At 32.2% G+C, this 17,859-nt stretch carries 18 protein-coding genes; 16 read left to right on the forward strand and 2 right to left on the reverse strand.

Translation table 11 applies throughout. The features are described from left to right. The first annotated feature begins 1 nt into the window (after position 1). The 13 genes from LPC11_RS06695 (at position 2) to LPC11_RS06755 (ending at position 13,217) form a co-directional block, all read left to right on the forward strand. Positions 2–1,246: a tetratricopeptide repeat protein gene (locus LPC11_RS06695; protein ID WP_023372541.1), complete on the forward strand. Its 1,245-nt coding sequence runs from the start codon at positions 2–4 to the stop codon at positions 1,244–1,246. Between the two features lie 15 nt (positions 1,247–1,261). After that, positions 1,262–1,837, forward strand: coding sequence for a YpiB family protein (locus LPC11_RS06700; RefSeq protein WP_023372539.1), 576 nt, complete (start codon positions 1,262–1,264; stop codon positions 1,835–1,837). After that, the gene (locus LPC11_RS06705; RefSeq protein ID WP_023372537.1) at positions 1,827–2,423 is read left to right on the forward strand and encodes a DUF1405 domain-containing protein; all 597 of its coding nucleotides are present in this window, start codon (positions 1,827–1,829) and stop codon (positions 2,421–2,423) included. Before LPC11_RS06700 ends, LPC11_RS06705 begins: the two co-directional genes overlap by 11 nt. 44 nt (positions 2,424–2,467) lie before the next feature. Continuing rightward, on the forward strand, positions 2,468–3,163 hold the full coding sequence (locus LPC11_RS06710; protein ID WP_002451145.1) for a zinc metallopeptidase: 696 nt from the start codon (positions 2,468–2,470) through the stop codon (positions 3,161–3,163). A 167-nt stretch (positions 3,164–3,330) separates the two neighbouring features. After that, a complete protein-coding gene (locus tag LPC11_RS06715; protein ID WP_041613554.1) occupies positions 3,331–3,648 on the forward strand; it encodes a nucleotide pyrophosphohydrolase in 318 nt (105 codons plus the stop codon). A gap of 35 nt (positions 3,649–3,683) precedes the next feature. Then, entirely contained in the window at positions 3,684–4,823 is a 1,140-nt protein-coding gene (gene bshA / locus LPC11_RS06720) for an N-acetyl-alpha-D-glucosaminyl L-malate synthase BshA (RefSeq protein ID WP_023372531.1), read from the forward strand. Continuing rightward, entirely contained in the window at positions 4,816–6,018 is a 1,203-nt protein-coding gene (locus LPC11_RS06725) for a CCA tRNA nucleotidyltransferase (RefSeq protein WP_023372529.1), read from the forward strand. The genes bshA and LPC11_RS06725 overlap by 8 nt, the downstream gene beginning before the upstream one ends. After that, positions 6,005–6,976 (forward strand): biotin--[acetyl-CoA-carboxylase] ligase, encoded by a 972-nt coding sequence (locus tag LPC11_RS06730; RefSeq protein WP_023372527.1) that lies wholly within the window; start codon positions 6,005–6,007, stop codon positions 6,974–6,976. The genes LPC11_RS06725 and LPC11_RS06730 overlap by 14 nt, the downstream gene beginning before the upstream one ends. Positions 6,977–7,000: 24 nt before the next feature. Then, positions 7,001–9,709, forward strand: coding sequence for a helicase C-terminal domain-containing protein (locus tag LPC11_RS06735; RefSeq protein ID WP_023372525.1), 2,709 nt, complete (start codon positions 7,001–7,003; stop codon positions 9,707–9,709). Between the two features lie 414 nt (positions 9,710–10,123). Beyond that, positions 10,124–11,416: an asparagine--tRNA ligase gene (asnS, locus tag LPC11_RS06740; RefSeq protein WP_019235913.1), complete on the forward strand. Its 1,293-nt coding sequence runs from the start codon at positions 10,124–10,126 to the stop codon at positions 11,414–11,416. A 133-nt stretch (positions 11,417–11,549) separates the two neighbouring features. Beyond that, the gene (locus LPC11_RS06745; protein WP_023372523.1) at positions 11,550–12,236 is read left to right on the forward strand and encodes a DnaD domain-containing protein; all 687 of its coding nucleotides are present in this window, start codon (positions 11,550–11,552) and stop codon (positions 12,234–12,236) included. Further along, the gene (nth, locus tag LPC11_RS06750; RefSeq protein ID WP_023372521.1) at positions 12,226–12,885 is read left to right on the forward strand and encodes an endonuclease III; all 660 of its coding nucleotides are present in this window, start codon (positions 12,226–12,228) and stop codon (positions 12,883–12,885) included. The genes LPC11_RS06745 and nth overlap by 11 nt, the downstream gene beginning before the upstream one ends. 5 nt (positions 12,886–12,890) lie before the next feature. Next, on the forward strand, positions 12,891–13,217 hold the full coding sequence (locus LPC11_RS06755) for a YpoC family protein (protein ID WP_023372519.1): 327 nt from the start codon (positions 12,891–12,893) through the stop codon (positions 13,215–13,217). Between the two features lie 126 nt (positions 13,218–13,343). On the opposite strand, the gene LPC11_RS06760 is transcribed toward LPC11_RS06755, so the two are convergent. Beyond that, positions 13,344–15,587: a transglycosylase domain-containing protein gene (locus tag LPC11_RS06760; RefSeq protein WP_231307189.1), complete on the reverse strand. Its 2,244-nt coding sequence runs from the start codon at positions 15,585–15,587 to the stop codon at positions 13,344–13,346. Further along, positions 15,584–16,210 (reverse strand): Holliday junction resolvase RecU, encoded by a 627-nt coding sequence (gene recU, locus LPC11_RS06765; RefSeq protein ID WP_023372515.1) that lies wholly within the window; start codon positions 16,208–16,210, stop codon positions 15,584–15,586. Before recU ends, LPC11_RS06760 begins: the two co-directional genes overlap by 4 nt. A gap of 337 nt (positions 16,211–16,547) precedes the next feature. Here recU and LPC11_RS06770 point away from each other — a divergent pair, with 337 nt between their 5' ends. The 3 genes from LPC11_RS06770 to gpsB are packed head-to-tail and all read left to right on the forward strand — an operon-like array spanning position 16,548 to position 17,811. Next, positions 16,548–16,880: a DUF1798 family protein gene (locus LPC11_RS06770; RefSeq protein ID WP_023372513.1), complete on the forward strand. Its 333-nt coding sequence runs from the start codon at positions 16,548–16,550 to the stop codon at positions 16,878–16,880. Between the two features lie 11 nt (positions 16,881–16,891). Beyond that, entirely contained in the window at positions 16,892–17,458 is a 567-nt protein-coding gene (locus tag LPC11_RS06775) for an SLOG family protein (protein ID WP_023372511.1), read from the forward strand. 11 nt (positions 17,459–17,469) lie between these two features. Next, on the forward strand, positions 17,470–17,811 hold the full coding sequence (gpsB, locus tag LPC11_RS06780; protein WP_002451159.1) for a cell division regulator GpsB: 342 nt from the start codon (positions 17,470–17,472) through the stop codon (positions 17,809–17,811). Positions 17,812–17,859: the final 48 nt, after the last annotated feature.

Here is a 17,859-nt window from a genome sequence, read left to right on the forward strand (position 1 = left end):
AATGGAAGATATCTACAAATTAATAGACGATATCAATTTACAAAAACTAACAAATTTAGATACACGTGTGAATGAAGTGCTTAGTTCTAATAACGATGACGCATTATTCATATTAGGTGAAACGCTATATAATTTTGGCTTAACACCTCAAGGTTTAGAAGTTTTCAGAACGTTATACCATAGATATCCAGATGAAAGTGAATTACTCATTTACTTTATTGAAGGATTAATGTCAGAGAATCAAACTGATGAAGCGTTAGAATATTTAAGTCAAGTTGAAGCATCTACTGAAAAACTAATGCTTGAAGCAGACTTATATCAACAAATAAACATGCTTGAAGTAGCAATCGATAAGATACAAGCAGCCATTCAATTAGAACCAAACGATCCTATTTTACATTTTGCATTAGCAGAATTACTTTATTTTGATGGGCAATATCTGCGTGCAACTACTGAATATGAGACTGTACTTGAAACAGGTGAATATGAAGTCAATGGTATCAATCTGTTCTCACGACAAGCAGATTGTAGTTTACAAAGTGGGAACTATAGCGATGCGATTCGTTTATATGATGAAATTAATGAAACTGAGATGAATTCGGAAGATTATTTCAAAAAAGCAATTGCATATGAAAAAAATGATATAACTCAAGAAGCTATTAAGATTATGAAGTCATTATTATCTAAAGATCCTGATTTCTTACAAGGGTACTTCTACCTACAATCATTGTACGAAAATGAGAAGAATTATCCTGATGCCATTGAAATTGGTAAAGAGGGATTACGACTGAGTCAATTTTATAAAGAACTAATGGTTTCAACTGGTAGTTTAGAGATTGAACATGGCGATGCTAATGAAGGTGTTACTTTATTAAAACAAGCATTAGAAGTAGACAATGCTTATCATGAACCATTACTTATTTTAAGTGATTTATATAGAAGTGAAGAGGACTACGAAGCTATTATTGAATTATTAACTTATGTAGATGAAGAAGACCTAGATCCTGTATTTATGTGGCATTTAGCCTATGCTTATGCACAAGAGGAACGAGACAAAGAAGCACAACATTTCTTCGAACTGGCTTATCCTACACTTAAATCACAATCTGAATTCTTAAGTGACTACTACTTCTATTTATTAGAAATTGGTCAAAAAGATCAAGCTAAATCAATCTTAGACCAATTATTAGAAATGGATCCAAGCAATGAAACATGGCACGATGAAGCTATGCGATTACAGTCTTAAAAGGGTGACTAATAAATGAATAACTCCCTAACTAAAATGAAACAAAGCTTTATCGAATATCTTTTATTTCATTATGAATTTAAATCTCGCATTTCAGTTTGGGTATTGAATTATTTGAAGGCGAGTCCTAGAAAGTTACAATATATTCATTTTGTTGATGAAAGCATCAAATATCATCAAACTTTACAGATTGCAGAAGTAGATTCACATGCTTCTGCAATTCAATTTAATGACGAACATCAACAACTTGTTAATACGAATGCAATTTTCGAATTGATAGCTAATAACGACCTTTCATTTGACATACAATTACATTTTTCACCTAAACAACAGCGTGAAAGCCGCTTAGATGATTTAATACTTGCACAATTAATTCATTCACCGAATTATTCATCATATGTACAAGATTTATATGCCATTTCGATGAATGAACGTAAACAAGCAACATTAATCGAGCGATTGCAAGATAATATTGATTTAAGTCTTCAAATGAAAGAACAAGAACGGTTCTATCAATTAACACAAATTCTGAACGTTCTAAAGACTAAACAAATTAAAAACGATAACGGAGACTATAACCATGACAATTAAACAATATTGGGAAGTTTCACTCTATTATCGTCCATTTTTAATTTTTTTACTTATATGCAATGTATTAGGGACAATTTATGGCTACGATTGGTATAGCGGTCAACTCTATATCACTCCAACTTATTTTTTACCATTTGTGCCAGATAGTCCAACCGCTTCATTATTTTTATCAATTGTGATTGGATTATTATTATTCAATCGCTCATCATCGATCATCGAAGCGCTTGCCTTTGTCACACTCGTAAAATATGGTGTATGGGCAGTGATTATGAACATTATCATGTTTATGATTGATGGTGAAATAACTATAAATGGACTTATGCTCTTGTTATCTCATGGAATTATGGCGCTTCAAGCCTTTTACTTTTATCCTCGTTTTAAAATTACGATAATAGGCTTTATCGTCTCATTCATTTGGGTGTTAGTGAACGATTATATCGATTACGTAAAAATGCAATTTCCTTATTATAAGTTTATTGCTTCCCATGTTGTAGAAATTGGAGTATTATCTATTTGTCTAAGTATCATTTCACTATTTTTATATTTATATTTAGAACGTATCATTAAAGTTAAATCATTTGATTAAAGTACATTTTGACAGTAGAATATAATTAAAGGAGAGTGAGTTTATTGTCTTTAATATCAATGATTATTTATTTTGTAATATTAATGGTCATCCCTATGTGGGCACAACATAAAGTTAAATCTAATTATGAAAAATACTCACAAGTTAGATCCACTAGTGGTAAAACTGGTCGTGAAGTAGCTGAAGAGATTTTACATGCAAACGGCATTTACGATGTCGATGTAGTTAAAGGTGATGGCTTTTTAACAGACCACTATGACCCAAACAAAAAAGTTGTTTGTTTATCTCCTGCAAACTACGATAGACCTTCTGTTGCTGGTACAGCTATTGCAGCCCATGAATGTGGACATGCAATACAACACCAACAAGGTTATGTTTTCTTAAGATTCAGATCAGCATTGGTACCTGTTGCAAACTTAGGTAGTTCACTAAGTTATATGGTTATTATGTTAGGTATCGTGTTAACTGCATTAGGCAGTGCATTCGGATCTACTGCATTATGGATTGGTGCAGGTTTAATGTCACTTGCTGTTTTATTCTCAATTGTGACGTTACCAGTCGAATTCGACGCCAGTTCACGTGCAATGAAACAAATCACAGCATTGAATATCGTAAATGAGAAAGAGTACAAACACGCTAAAAAGGTATTATCAGCTGCAGCAATGACATATGTTGCTTCTACTGCAGTAGCATTAGCCGAATTAGCTCGTATTATTTTAATCGCTAGATCAAGTGATTAATCCTATCAGACTTAAATTTAGACACACATAATGGTTGATATCGTCCAGAAGATGATATCAACCATTTTTTATTTAAAACAAACGCTCACTTTGATTGCACTAAGAATGCATATCACTTTATTTTGATATATACTATATTAGAAATGCATTCAAAGGAGAGACGTTAATTGAAATCAATGACTCAAATGCAAAAAGAAGTAGATGATTATATTAGTCAATTTAAAGCAGGTTATTTTTCTCCATTAGCTAATCTTGCTAGACTAACAGAGGAAGTCGGAGAATTGTCTAGAGAAATCAATCATCAATACGGTGAAAAGAAAAAGAAAGATACAGAAGATGAAAATACAATCAAAGCAGAATTAGGCGATAATTTATTTGTATTATTATGTATTGCCAATTCTCTAGATATCGATATGACAGAAAGTTTTAATGAAACAATGGACAAATTTAATACTCGAGATCATGATCGATTCGAAAGAAAATAAATCGCTAAAATTAAAAAAGAAAGGATGGGTTATTGATGAAAATAGGTATTACATGTTACCCGTCCATGGGTGGTTCAGGCATTATTGCTACAGAGTTAGGCATAAAAATGGCAGAAAGAGGACATGAAGTCCATTTTATCACTTCCAATATACCATTTAGAATTCGCAAACCATTACCAAATATGATTTTCCACCAAGTCGAAGTGAATCAATATGCCGTTTTCCAATATCCACCGTATGACATTACATTAAGTACAAAAATTTCAGAGGTCATTAAAGAATATGATTTAGACATTCTACATATGCACTATGCTGTACCACATGCAATTTGTGGTATTTTAGCGAAACAAATGTCAGGTAAAAATATTAAAATAATGACGACTTTACATGGTACAGACATTACTGTACTCGGCTATGATCATTCGTTAAAAGGTGCTATTAAATTTGGCATAGAAGAAAGTGATATCGTTACAAGTGTGAGTCATTCTTTAGCAGAACAAACAAAAGAAATTATTCATACTGATAAAGAAATAGTTCCAATTTATAATTTTGTACGAGAAAATGAATTTCCAACACGACATGATGAAACCTTTAAAACAGATTATGGCATTTCGCCTAATGAAAAGGTACTCATACATGTTTCTAATTTTAGATCTGTCAAACGTATCGACACGATTATCGAAACATTTGCTAAAGTACATGAAAAAATACCTAGTAAACTAGTTCTTTTGGGTGATGGACCTGAACTCATCGATATGCGCCAAAAGACACGAGATTTAGGTGTTGAAGAACATGTACTATTTTTAGGGAAACAAGATAATGTGAGCGCATTTTATCAATTGTCAGATTTAGTACTCTTATTAAGCGAAAAAGAAAGTTTTGGTTTAACACTATTAGAAGCAATGAAAACAGGTGTCGTACCTATAGGATCAAACGCCGGCGGTATTAAAGAAGTTATCAAACATGGTGAAACAGGTTATATTGTCGATGTAGGAGATAGCGAACAAGCAACACAATATGCCATTAAACTATTACAAGATCGTAAGCTTTATGAACAATTTCAGTCACAAATGCTGTTAGATATTGAGCAGCGTTTTGGTTCAGAACTAATTACTGATCAATATGAATATTATTATCGTAAAATGCTAAATAAAGGTGAGGACTTGCATGAGTAATGAACTATTTGAAAGAGCTAAACCAATTTTAAACCAAATTCAACAACATGGATATCAAGCTTATTTTGTTGGTGGTTCTGTTAGAGATTACTTAATGCAACGTCCAATCCATGATATAGATATCACTACGAGTGCTACGCCAGATGAAATTGAATCAATTTTTGACCATACGATTCCTGTTGGAAAAGAGCACGGAACGATTAATGTGGTATACAACCATGATAATTATGAAGTAACGACATTTCGTGCAGAAGAAGAATATGTTGATCATCGCCGACCTAGTGATGTGCATTTTGTTAGAGATTTATATGAAGATGTACAACGACGCGATTTTACCATTAATGCCATTGCAATGGATACAGATTATCAAACATTTGATTATTTTAATGGCGAAGATGATATTAATAATGGCATTATCAGAACGGTCGGTCAACCTACGGAACGATTTGAAGAAGATGCACTACGCATATTACGAGGATTGCGGTTTCAGTCACAACTTAATTTCAAAATTGAGCATCAAACATATAATGCTATGGCAAATCAAATTGAAGATATTAAATATTTATCAATTGAACGAATCATCGTTGAACTAAAAAAATTAATTTCTGGTCAAAATGTTGCAATGAGCTATCATCATCTCAATGAATTAAAGGCATTTAACTATATACCTTATTTTCAAAATTTTGATATGCATCAATTAAACATAGACGAACCGATACATTTTGATACGTGGATAGCATTAATTAATTCAAAATTTAATGAACAACAACCTTTATCACCACTTAAAATTAGTAATAAAGAAAAGTCGCATATTAAACAACTAACAACAATCATTAATCAATTACCAACTATTAGTACTAAAAAAGATTTAATAATGATGGTATACGACTATGATATCAATGATATATTAACCGTAATCGAGCTTAGTACACTACTCTCTAAAAATCATTTTGATACACCCAATCCATTGATAATCAATCCACAGACAATTATGAAAAGTTATCATCAATTACCAATCAATGAAAGACAACAACTTGCAGTGAATGGTAGTGATTTAATGCGATATTTAAATCAACGGGGTGGACCTTGGGTAAAAGATGTTTTGCGACAAATAGAATGTGCAGTGATAACAAAACAAGTTATTAACTCACACGATGAAATAATGAAATGGGTGGATAATCATGTCGAAATATAGTCAAGATGTCGTTAGAATGTTATATGAACATCAACCTGAATACATTTCAGGTCAATACATTGCAGATCAATTAAATATTTCAAGAGCAGCAGTTAAAAAAGTTATTGATCAATTAAAAATGAATGGATGTCATATTGAATCGATTAATCAAAAAGGGCATTCACTAAAACAATTACCTGATCAATGGTACAGTGGCATTGTTAATCCAATTATTGAGCAACGTCACATTTTTGACTATGTTGACGTTATGAGTACAGTTGATTCAACACAACTCAAAGCAAAGCAAGCACTAGTTGGGAACCAGGATTCATTTATTATTTTAAGCGATGAACAAACGAAAGGACGTGGACGTTTTAATAGATACTGGCGTTCTACTAAAGGAAAAGGACTTTGGATGTCCGTAGTTTTGCGTCCTGATGTACCATACGCGATGATTCCTAAATTCAATCTATTTATAGCATTAGGTATTAGAGATGCAATACAACAATTTTCTAAAGACGATGTCACAATTAAATGGCCAAACGATATATACATAGATGGAAAAAAGGTGTGTGGCTTTTTAACTGAAATGGTTGCCAATTATGATGCTATTGAAGCAATTATATGTGGTATAGGTATTAATATGAATCATGATCCATCTGATTTTGATGAAGAGATTCAACATAGCGCAACCAGTATACGCATTCATGCTGAAAATGACTTTAATAGATATGAATTTTTAGATGTTTTAACTCAAAACATTGAAACTCGCTATCAACAATTTTTAACTGTTCCATTTGAAGAGATCAGAGAAGAATATATTGATGCAACAAATATGTGGAATAAACCATTACGTTTTACTGAAAATGATAAACAATTTATTGGTGAAGCGATAGATATTGATCATGATGGATTCTTAATGGTGAAAGATGATGAAGGGCAACTTAGAAGGTTAATCAGTGCAGATATAGAATTATAACAAAGTTAACTAGGAGAGATAGCTATGGGAATAGCAACATATGCAGTTGTTGATTTGGAAACAACAGGTAATCAACTTGATTATGATGATATTATCCAAATCGGCATTACATTCGTTCGACAAAATAAAATAATAGGCACGTATCATTCAATGATTCGAACTGATTTGGATATACCACCGTTTATTCAAGCGCTTACTTCTATAGAAGAGACAATGCTGGAACAAGCACCGTATTTCAAAGAGATTGCCCAAGATATCTATCAACAATTGCAAGATTGTGTATTTGTTGCACATAATGTCGCATTTGATTTGAATTTCATTAAAAAGGCGTTTAAAAATTGCAATATCAAATACCGTCCAAAACGTGTGATGGATACGTTAGAGTTATTTAAAATTGCATTCCCAACAGATAAAAGCTATCAACTTAGCGAATTAGCAGAGGCACATGATATTCCTTTAAACAATGCACATAGAGCAGATGAAGATGCGACCACAACAGCACATTTGATGATAAAAGCTTTTGAAAAGTTCGAACAATTACCATTAGATACCTTAAAACAATTGTATTATTTAAGTAAGGACTTAAAATATGATTTATATCACATTTTGTTTGAAATGGTGCGCCAACATGATAACGCTACGTTAGATAGCCAATATGGCCAATTCGAACAAATCATCTATAAAAAGCAGGTTGATCTAAAAGGACCATTTACAGAATTTAATGGAACGCTAAAAACACTATACAAAAAAGCAACAAAACAATTAGGTTTAACCTATCGACCACAACAACTTTATTTGTCAGAAATCATATTAGAACAACTCATGCATAGTGAAAAAGCGATGATAGAAGCACCGCTTGGAAGCGGAAAGTCATTAGCATATTTATTAGCGGCGTTAATGTATAATATCGAAACTGGTAGACATGTAATGATTTCAACTAATACCAAATTGTTACAAAGTCAATTATTAGAAAAAGATATTCCAGCGCTTAATCAAGCACTTAATTTTAAAGTCAACGCAACATTAATTAAGAGCAAAAATGACTATATCTCTTTAGGTCTAATTAGCCAAATCTTAAAAGAAGAAACGAATAATTACGAGGTTAGCATTCTTAAAATGCAATTATTAATATGGATAACAGAAACACACACAGGTGATATTCAAGAATTGAATTTAAAAGGTGGACAGAAAATGTATTTCGATCAGAAGATTGAAACCTATGTGCCGGTCCGTCATGATATCCATTACTATAATTACCTCAAACGTAATGCACAGAATATCCAAATAGGTATCACCAATCATGCACATCTAATCCATTCGGATGCTGAAAATTCTATTTATCAAATGTTTGATGATTGTATTATAGATGAAGCACATCGATTACCAGATTATGCACTTAATCAAGTAACCAATGAGTTAAACTATGCAGATATTAAATATCAGTTAGGCTTGATAGGTAAAAATGAAAATGAAAAACTTTTAAAAGCCATCGATCATTTAGAACAACAACGTATTTTAGAAAAACTAGACATTGCACCTATCGATGTTTTTGGATTGAAATCTAATATTAATGATATACATGATCTCAATGAACGATTATTTGACGATATCTATGACATCGTACAGAACTCAGATGTTTATGACGATGATATCCATAAATATCATTATGTTTATGAATTTGAAAATGACCAGATTTTGAAGGACTTACATCTTTTAATAAACAAACTCAATAAAACATTAGAAGTCTTTAATGGTATGAGTCATAAGACTATTAAAACAATGCGTAAACAGCTACTATATCTAAAAGAGTGCTTTAGACAAATTGAACAAAGTCTAAAAAATCATCATACTAGCTTTATTTCTATTAAAAATCTAAGTCAGAAGTCTACAATACGCTTATTTGTTAAAGATTACGCTGTTAAAGATATATTAACACAACAGGTTTTAGACAAATTTAATGCTTTAACCTTTATATCAGGTACATTAACATTTAATCATTCGTTCGATTCCTTTAAAAACTGGTTCAATAAGGATGTACAATTTAATACTTACGAGGTCACTACATCTGTTCAAAACACAAAAAATACAAATGTTTTTATCCCTTCAGATGTAGCCCCATACAATTATAAAAATATTGATGATTATGTCGCTTCCATTGTCAACTATGTGATTGAATATACCAATAGTACTGAATCAAAATGCCTCATATTATTTACAAGCTATAAAATGATGCATATGGTTCAAGACATGTTAAATGAATTACCAGAATTTGAAGATTATGTGATTCTAACACAGCAACAAAACCAAAATTACAAAATCGTTCAACAATTTAATCACTTCGATAAATCTATTTTATTAGGCACATCTACGTTCTTTGAAGGGTTTGACTTCCAAGCGAATGGTATCAAATGTGTCATGATTGCTAAATTGCCATTTATGAATAAAAACAATGCAAAATATTGGCTTATGGATTCAGAGTTTGAATCTACTTTCAAAGATTATGTATTACCTGATGCCGTTACCCGATTTAGACAAGGGTTAGGCCGTTTAATACGCCATGAAAATGATAAAGGATTAATTGTGTCATTTGATGACCGCTTAGTTAATAGTAATTATAAAAGTTTCTTTGAACAAACATTAGAAAATTATCGACAGAAAAAGGGTGATTTGAATCAATTTACTAAATTATTGAAACAAATACAAAAGTCAGTTGATAAAGATATAAGTAAATAATAAAAGTGGTTGAGACATTAAGTTTTTTGCTTCTGGGAAACCGATTAACGGCGTCCCAAAAGCAGGATTTTCGGCAGAAGGGACCCAACATAGAGAAATTGGTATTCCAATTTCTGCAAACAATGCAAGTTGGGCAAACTCTCACGATTCGAAAAATTTGGAAAACAATTCAAATGAACAAACTCAACTATTGAGTTTGTAAGAACTACTAACCTATGAATAAGGAAGTCGTTCTTTATCATCGTTCGGTTCTGCTCAAATCCTAAACGCTTTTGTACCGACCTCTTTAATTTCATATCAAATTTAAATCGTGAGTATATGCACATACTTTTAATTCAAGTTCTAGAAGTTAACTACATATTTTGTTAAAATAAACAGGTATTGAAAAAAAGATAAACAAATAGGAGACTGGTTATGAAAACAACGATTAAACAAGCAAAACAACATCTTAACCAAGAAGTGACAATCGGTGCTTGGTTAACTAACAAACGTTCTAGTGGTAAAATCGCGTTTTTACAATTACGTGATGGAACTGGATTTATGCAAGGTGTCGTAGTTAAATCTGAAGTAGACGAAGACGTTTTTAACTTATCTAAAGAGATTACTCAAGAGTCTTCTTTATATGTTACAGGTACGATTACAGAGGATAATCGTTCAGACTTAGGTTATGAAATGCAAGTTAAATCAATCGAAGTCATTCATGAAGCACATGATTATCCAATCACACCAAAGAACCATGGTACAGAGTTCTTAATGGATCATCGTCACCTATGGTTACGTTCTAAAAAACAACATGCAGTCATGAAAATTAGAAATGAAATCATTAGAGCAACATATGAGTTCTTTAATGAAAATGGTTTTACTAAAATTGATCCACCTATATTAACAGCAAGTGCACCAGAAGGTACAAGTGAATTATTCCATACAAAATATTTTGACGAAGATGCCTTCTTATCACAAAGTGGTCAATTATATATGGAAGCTGCAGCAATGGCACATGGACGTGTATTTTCATTTGGACCAACATTCCGTGCTGAAAAATCAAAAACAAGACGTCATTTAATTGAATTCTGGATGATTGAACCAGAAATGGCGTTTACTGAACACGCAGAAAGCTTAGAAGTACAAGAACAATATGTTGCACATATTGTTCAATCAGTTCTAAAAAATTGTCAATTAGAGCTTAAAGCGTTAGATCGTGACACATCTAAATTAGAAAAAGTAGCAGCACCATTCCCAAGAATTACGTATGATGATGCTGTTAAGTTCTTAAAAGAAGAAGGCTTCGATGATATTGAGTGGGGCGAAGATTTCGGGGCACCACATGAAACAGCGATCGCAAACCATTATGATTTACCTGTATTTATTACAAATTATCCAACTAAAATTAAACCGTTCTATATGCAACCAAATCCAGATAATGAAGATACTGTATTATGTGCTGACTTAATCGCACCTGAAGGTTACGGTGAAATTATTGGTGGTTCTGAACGTATTAATGATTTAGAGTTATTAGAACAACGTATTAATGAACACGAATTAGATCCAGAAGCTTATAGTTATTACTTAGATTTACGTCGCTATGGTAGCGTTCCTCATAGCGGTTTTGGTCTTGGTTTAGAAAGAACTGTTGCATGGATCTCTGGTGTAGAACACGTGCGTGAAACATCACCATTCCCACGTTTATTAAATCGTTTATACCCATAACATTGAATGAATTCAATTTAGATAGATACTACACTTACTAAGCCTGGGACATAGAATCATGTCGCAGGCTAGATTTTTATATTAGTTATAGCTTAAAGTTTTCTTTAGTACAAATAATGATGGGAGGGGTAAAATGGATAAATTTCAATTAAAAACGAGACCTGTCGTTATTCGCCGTGAATTGCTTGATCATTACAGTGAATTAGGATTAGATGAACAAGACTTAATTATATTAATCAAGCTTATCTATGCATCTGAAACGTCAAACAAGCAACCATCGATAGAATTATTACAAAAAGGATCTAATATGCAACCACGTGAAGTAACAGCTATCATTCAAAACTTAATTCAACGTGAACTATTAGAATTGAATGTTAATAAAGATGAAGAAGGGCGCTTCACTGAATATATGAATTTAGATCCTTTTTATGAAAAGTTAAGTCAATTACTCAAAAAAGAAACAATAGATACCAATGTACAAAGTGATAAAGAAAAGTTTAAAACTTTATTCCAAATGATTGAGCAAACGTTTGCCAGACCTTTATCGCCTTATGAAATTGAAACATTAAATCAATGGATCGATGTTGATCAACACGATATTGATATTATTCAAGCAGCTCTAGATGAAGCTAATAGTCAGAACAAGTTGAGCTTTAAATATATGGATCGCATATTATTAAATTGGAAGAAAAACAATGTTAAAACTATCGATGATTCAAAAGAAATTCGTAAACAATTCAATAAACCTAAGATGAAACATACAGTTAAAAAGGTGCCTAAATTTGATTGGCTAAATGGAGAGAAATCAGATGATAAGTAAGAAAAAAGCTTTAGAAATGATTGATGTCATAGCAGATATGTTCCCAGATGCAGAATGCGAGCTGAGACATGACAATGCATTCGAACTCACAATTGCTGTGCTTTTATCAGCACAATGTACAGATATTTTAGTCAATAAAGTAACCAAATCATTGTTTACCAAATATAAAACACCCGAAGACTATTTGAATGTCAGTGATGAAGAATTACAAAGCGATATTAAATCGATAGGCTTATATAGAAATAAAGCTAAAAATATTAAAAAATTATGTCAATCATTATTAGACAAGTTTGATGGTGAAATTCCACAAACACATCAAGAATTAGAAAGTCTAGCAGGTGTAGGTCGTAAAACTGCGAATGTTGTAATGAGTGTTGCATTTAATGAGCCTTCACTCGCTGTAGATACGCATGTTGAACGTGTATCTAAACGATTAGGTATTAATCGTTGGAAAGATAATGTGAGACAAGTTGAAGATAGACTTTGCTCTGTTATACCTAAAGAACGATGGAACAAAAGTCATCATCAACTCATTTTCTTCGGAAGATATCATTGCTTAGCTCGTAAGCCTAAATGCGATATTTGTCCTTTATTCAATGATTGCAGAGAAGGTCAGAAACGATATAAAGCAAGTTTGAAAGAAGCGTGAAATAAATGATTGAAAAACAGGATTTTGAGGATTTAGAACAACAACTTGATACATTAGCAAGCCAAAAAAAGTTAAATTCATCAGAAGCTAAACCTTTACTTGATCATTATTTTGATATGATTATAGATTATTTTAAACAAATTAATGAAATTAGTGATATTGACTTAGATTTATTAGCTAACTATCCAGTTGTACCAATGAACTTCTCAGAGCGTTACCAGTATATGCAAGCTCGAAAATATCATTTTATGGGATATAGACAAATGAAAACATTAAAATCAGAACTCATAAAGATGAATGCCTCATATCAAATTCGTAAAAAGAGAAAATAAATAATCAGAAATAGTTTATAAAATACTCGCTAATCAGACATATCTGTTATTAGCGAGTTTATTTGTATATTCGTACATAAAAAAAGCACAAACCTTGAAGTAAGGTTTGTGCTTTTCGTCTATAAATTATGATGCTTTATTATTAAATATCGCATTGAAACTGAATAGACGAGTTAAGGCATTGCCACTTTGTTGTGAGCTACTACCTTGTTGTGAACTGCCATTTGAACTGTTTGATGAACCATTAGAGCCGTTTGTGTTACTACTGTTAGATGATGACGAATCACTGTCGCCATGTGTACTCTTATTAGTAGTATTGTTGTCAGGGTGACCACTAACAGATAATGATTCTGGATCGCTACCTTCAACTGAGCTTGGTTTTTCAAAGTCTTTACCATCTCTAGAAGAAATGTCTGACATAACGTCTTCGAATAGGTATTGTGGATATTCTTGTTCCGAATGTCCAACGAATGAGTTTGTACCGTATTCTTTAACTTTGTTGAAGCCCATCCACACTGACATAGTGTATTGAGGTGAGAATCCGTTAATCCAAACGTCTTTGGCTGCATTATCAGGTAAGTTATATTGACTGTAGATTTCAGCACCATAAGTACCTGTACCTGTTTTAGCACCCATATTAACGCCAGATACACCGTGTCCATAAGCAGAACCGTAAGCTTTGAAAGTACCTTTAAGCATTTCAGCTAACATGTATGCTGTAGAATCTTTCATTGCTTTATGGCTTGTATGATCATATTCAATCGTATCGCCATCATGAGTGACAACTTTTTGAATTGAATGTGCATTGTTATAAGTACCGCCATTAGCAATTGCAGCAAATGCTGATGCTAATTGAGTAGGTGAGAATTCAGATGAAGAACCACCTAATACTTCAGAAGGTCCGATTTTACCATCGTAATCTAAACCAACTTTAGATGCGAATTTCTTAGGCGCATCATTACCGGCACTTTCTTTTGTTTGTTGCCATGCTTTTAAGGCTGGAATATTGAAACTTTGACGTAAAGCATCATAGATGTTTACTGTACCATGACTCTTAGTATCATAGTTTCGGAATGTTGATCCGTCTACTTGATATGAAGATTCATCTTGAAGTGCATGGTTTGTTGCCCAATGCATATTTTCAATTGCTGGACCATAAGCTAAGAATGGTTTTAGTGATGAACCAGTAGGGTGAGCATCTGTAGCTTGGTTTCTGTCAACAACGTCTTTATAATTACGTCCACCAGAAATAGCTACTAAACCACCAGTTTTACTATCTAAGATAGTTGCACCAACTTGTTGGTCATCATTTTTGTAGAAGCTACCATTATTAATCTTATCTTGAAGCGTTTGTTGAACGTCTTTGTCCATATTAGTATAGATCTTAATACCACTTTGAAGAACGTTACCTAAGTTTTCATCTTTGAAATGTTTGTTATTCATTAATTCTGATTTAACAAAGTTCACATAAGATGCTAATTCAGGATCTTTATCTTCAGTCGTATTTTGACGTTCTTTATCAGTTCTTTGAACTAAATTAGCTTTAAGATCGATTTTCTTAGCTTTTGCATATTCTTTGTCGCTAATTCTGTGATGCATATGCATTAAGTATAGCACTGTATCTTTACGACTCTCAGCTTCTTTAGGATGATCATAAATATTATAATTATTAGGTACTTGTGGTAAACCAGCTAAGTAAGCTTCTTCAGCTAAGTTTAAGTCTTTAAGGTCTTTATTAAAGTAGTACTTAGCAGCCGCTTTGACACCAGTTACACCATCAGAGTAGTAAATCTTATTCAAGTAAACTTGGAAGATTTCATCTTTACTATACTCTTGCTCTAATCGGTAAGAAAGGTAAGCTTCTTGTGCTTTACGACCGATAGATTTTTGTTGAGACAAGAATGAGTCTTTAACAACTTGTTGTGTTAAGGTTGAAGCACCTTGTGCACCAAATCCACCAGTTAAGTTTTTACCAACTGCACCGAATAGACGTTTATAGTCTAAAGCACCATGATCATAGAAGCGATTATCTTCAGTGGCTAATACGGCATCTTTCATACCTTGTGGTACATCTTTGATATTGACATGTTCATGACGTTGACCATAATCTAACGTCTTAACTAAATCACCATTTTTATCATAAATCTTAGCAGGGATTGGATCCTCTAAATTAGATTCAGTAAAAGCAGGTGCTTTCCATGCATAATATGCAAATAGTAAGATACCGAGCAACAATAGAACAATAAAGGCAATAAACATAAAGCCAATAATCTTAATAATCGTTCTCTTCACATTTCTATTCTTTTTTTCGTCGGACTTCCCATTATTGCCGTTATTCTTAGGCTGAGAAGACCCTTTGTTTTCCGTCATACGCGGTCCTCACTTTCATCTAATATCAACTTATCAACTGCTTTGAGGTAATTCAATCTAGGTTGATACTGATAAGGAATATGGTAACCATTTTTTCGTATTTCATCAACTGTTATTGATTTTTTAATATCCTTTTGATATCTATCCCAAAAGAATTCAAATTTAGAATAAGGTAATAGATATACTTCATCAAGTGATTTAAATCTGATCATTAAAAAAACAATACCTTGTTGTTGGTATGTGTTTCTCATATGATTCACTTGATGATCATGGATATTATTCAAAGGAAATGATGTTTTATTCTTCGTTTCCTTCGCTTCAAAATCAATATAATAGCCATTATATACGCCATTATAATCAGTTGTTGAAGGCGTACGAAAATAAGCTTCATTTATCACAGCTTTACTCCGTTTAGGATAATGAACATTCACTATCTGGACAGGAGTAGGTTTCTTGTGAATGACTGCGATGCCACGCTTTAAATAAAAAGCATTAGAATGCTCAATATCTTTTTCAAGTGACATACCTCGTCCGCCATACTCAATGTTACTTGAGTTAGACGTTGATTTGCGTCCGTCCAAAGACTTATTTTCTTTGTATGGTTGACCATTAGGATAATTCATATATTTCACCACACAAGCTTGGTAGTAAACTGCAATTATTATACACAACAATTTACGATTAACCAAACTTTTATAAAATTAATGTATATTTAACTAACCAAAAATACATCAAACCTTATTTTAACGTGCTTTCATCAAATAAACAATAAAAACAATCACATTTATCTTCATATATAGAGACATTTCTCCAATCGTGTCTATTTAAATTCCTTGAATCTATATCTACTAACCCTATAGTTTAACTAATGATTAGCTAAAAACCATTTTCTAATTAAATATTGCAAAGTATGACGCATTAAGTGCATTATGGTAAATTAATAATGTAGGAGGCAACTAGATGCTAGATACCATTCGACAGTTAATAGAAGAAGTGAATTATATGAACGACATTTACGATCAAATTAGAGAATATGACGAAGACAATGACTTTCACGAAGTGGTTGAACCTTATGTCCAACATATAGATTCATTATTAGAACAATTAAAGCCCTATGAACAATCACTCATTGATACCACTTATATGAATAAACCAAAACTAGATTTGTTAATAAAAAATATAGAAGAATTATCCGTTGAATGCCATTTTAAGCGGACAAGTAGAAAACTTTTCACTGAAAAAATAAAAGCGGTACAATATGATTTGAACAATATTTTAAATAAACATGTTTAAAGAGGGAAATTATGGTTAAAACTGTTTATATCACAGGGTATAAATCTTATGAATTAAATATATTTAAAGATGATGCGCCTGAAGTTTACTATTTAAAAGAATTTATTAAACATAAAATTGAACAATTATTAGATGAAGGATTAGAATGGGTATTAATTCAAGGTCAGATGGGAATTGAATTATGGTCAGCAGAAGTTGTGATTGAATTAAAAGAAAGATATCCTGAGCTCAAACTGGGTGTTATTACACCCTTTGAAGGTCATACATCAAAATGGAATGAACAAAACCAAACGAAATACATAAATATTATTAATCATGCAGATTTCACAGAAAGTGTATTTCATTCAGAGTATCAAGGACCATTCCAATTCAAACAGGCTGACCAATTTATGTTAGACCATACAGATCTAACATTATTAATATATGATGAGGAACAAGAGGCTAGCCCCAAATTCTTCAAATCGATGTTAGTTGATTTTATGGAAAAAACAAACTATACTTGTGATATTGTGACGTTTGATGAACTCACTGAATTCATCAACGACTTGCAGTGGTCTCAAGATCAAAGTTTCGAATGAGGTGGAAAAAAATGTCAGATGTTTCATTAAAATTATCAGCGAAAGATATTTATGAAAAAGATTTTGAAAAAACTATGGCTCGTGGCTATAGAAGAGAAGAAGTAGATGCTTTTTTAGATGATATTATTACAGATTATCAAAAAATGGCAGACATGAATAACGAAGTTGTAAAACTTTCAGAAGAAAACCACAAACTGAAAAAAGAACTTGAAGAATTAAGATTACGCGTAGCGACAACTAGACCACAAGAGAATAAAAACTTTTCTTCAAATGGTTCTAACAATGCATCATCAAATAATGTTGATATTTTAAAACGTATTTCTAATTTAGAAAAAGCAGTATTTGGGAAATAATAAATGAATCGGTTGAGACAATCCGTGCGATATAAGTCATTTAGTTAT

Origin of the sequence: Staphylococcus sp. HL28 (assembly GCF_021117155.1) — a bacterium.
GTDB lineage: Bacteria > Bacillota > Bacilli > Staphylococcales > Staphylococcaceae > Staphylococcus > Staphylococcus warneri.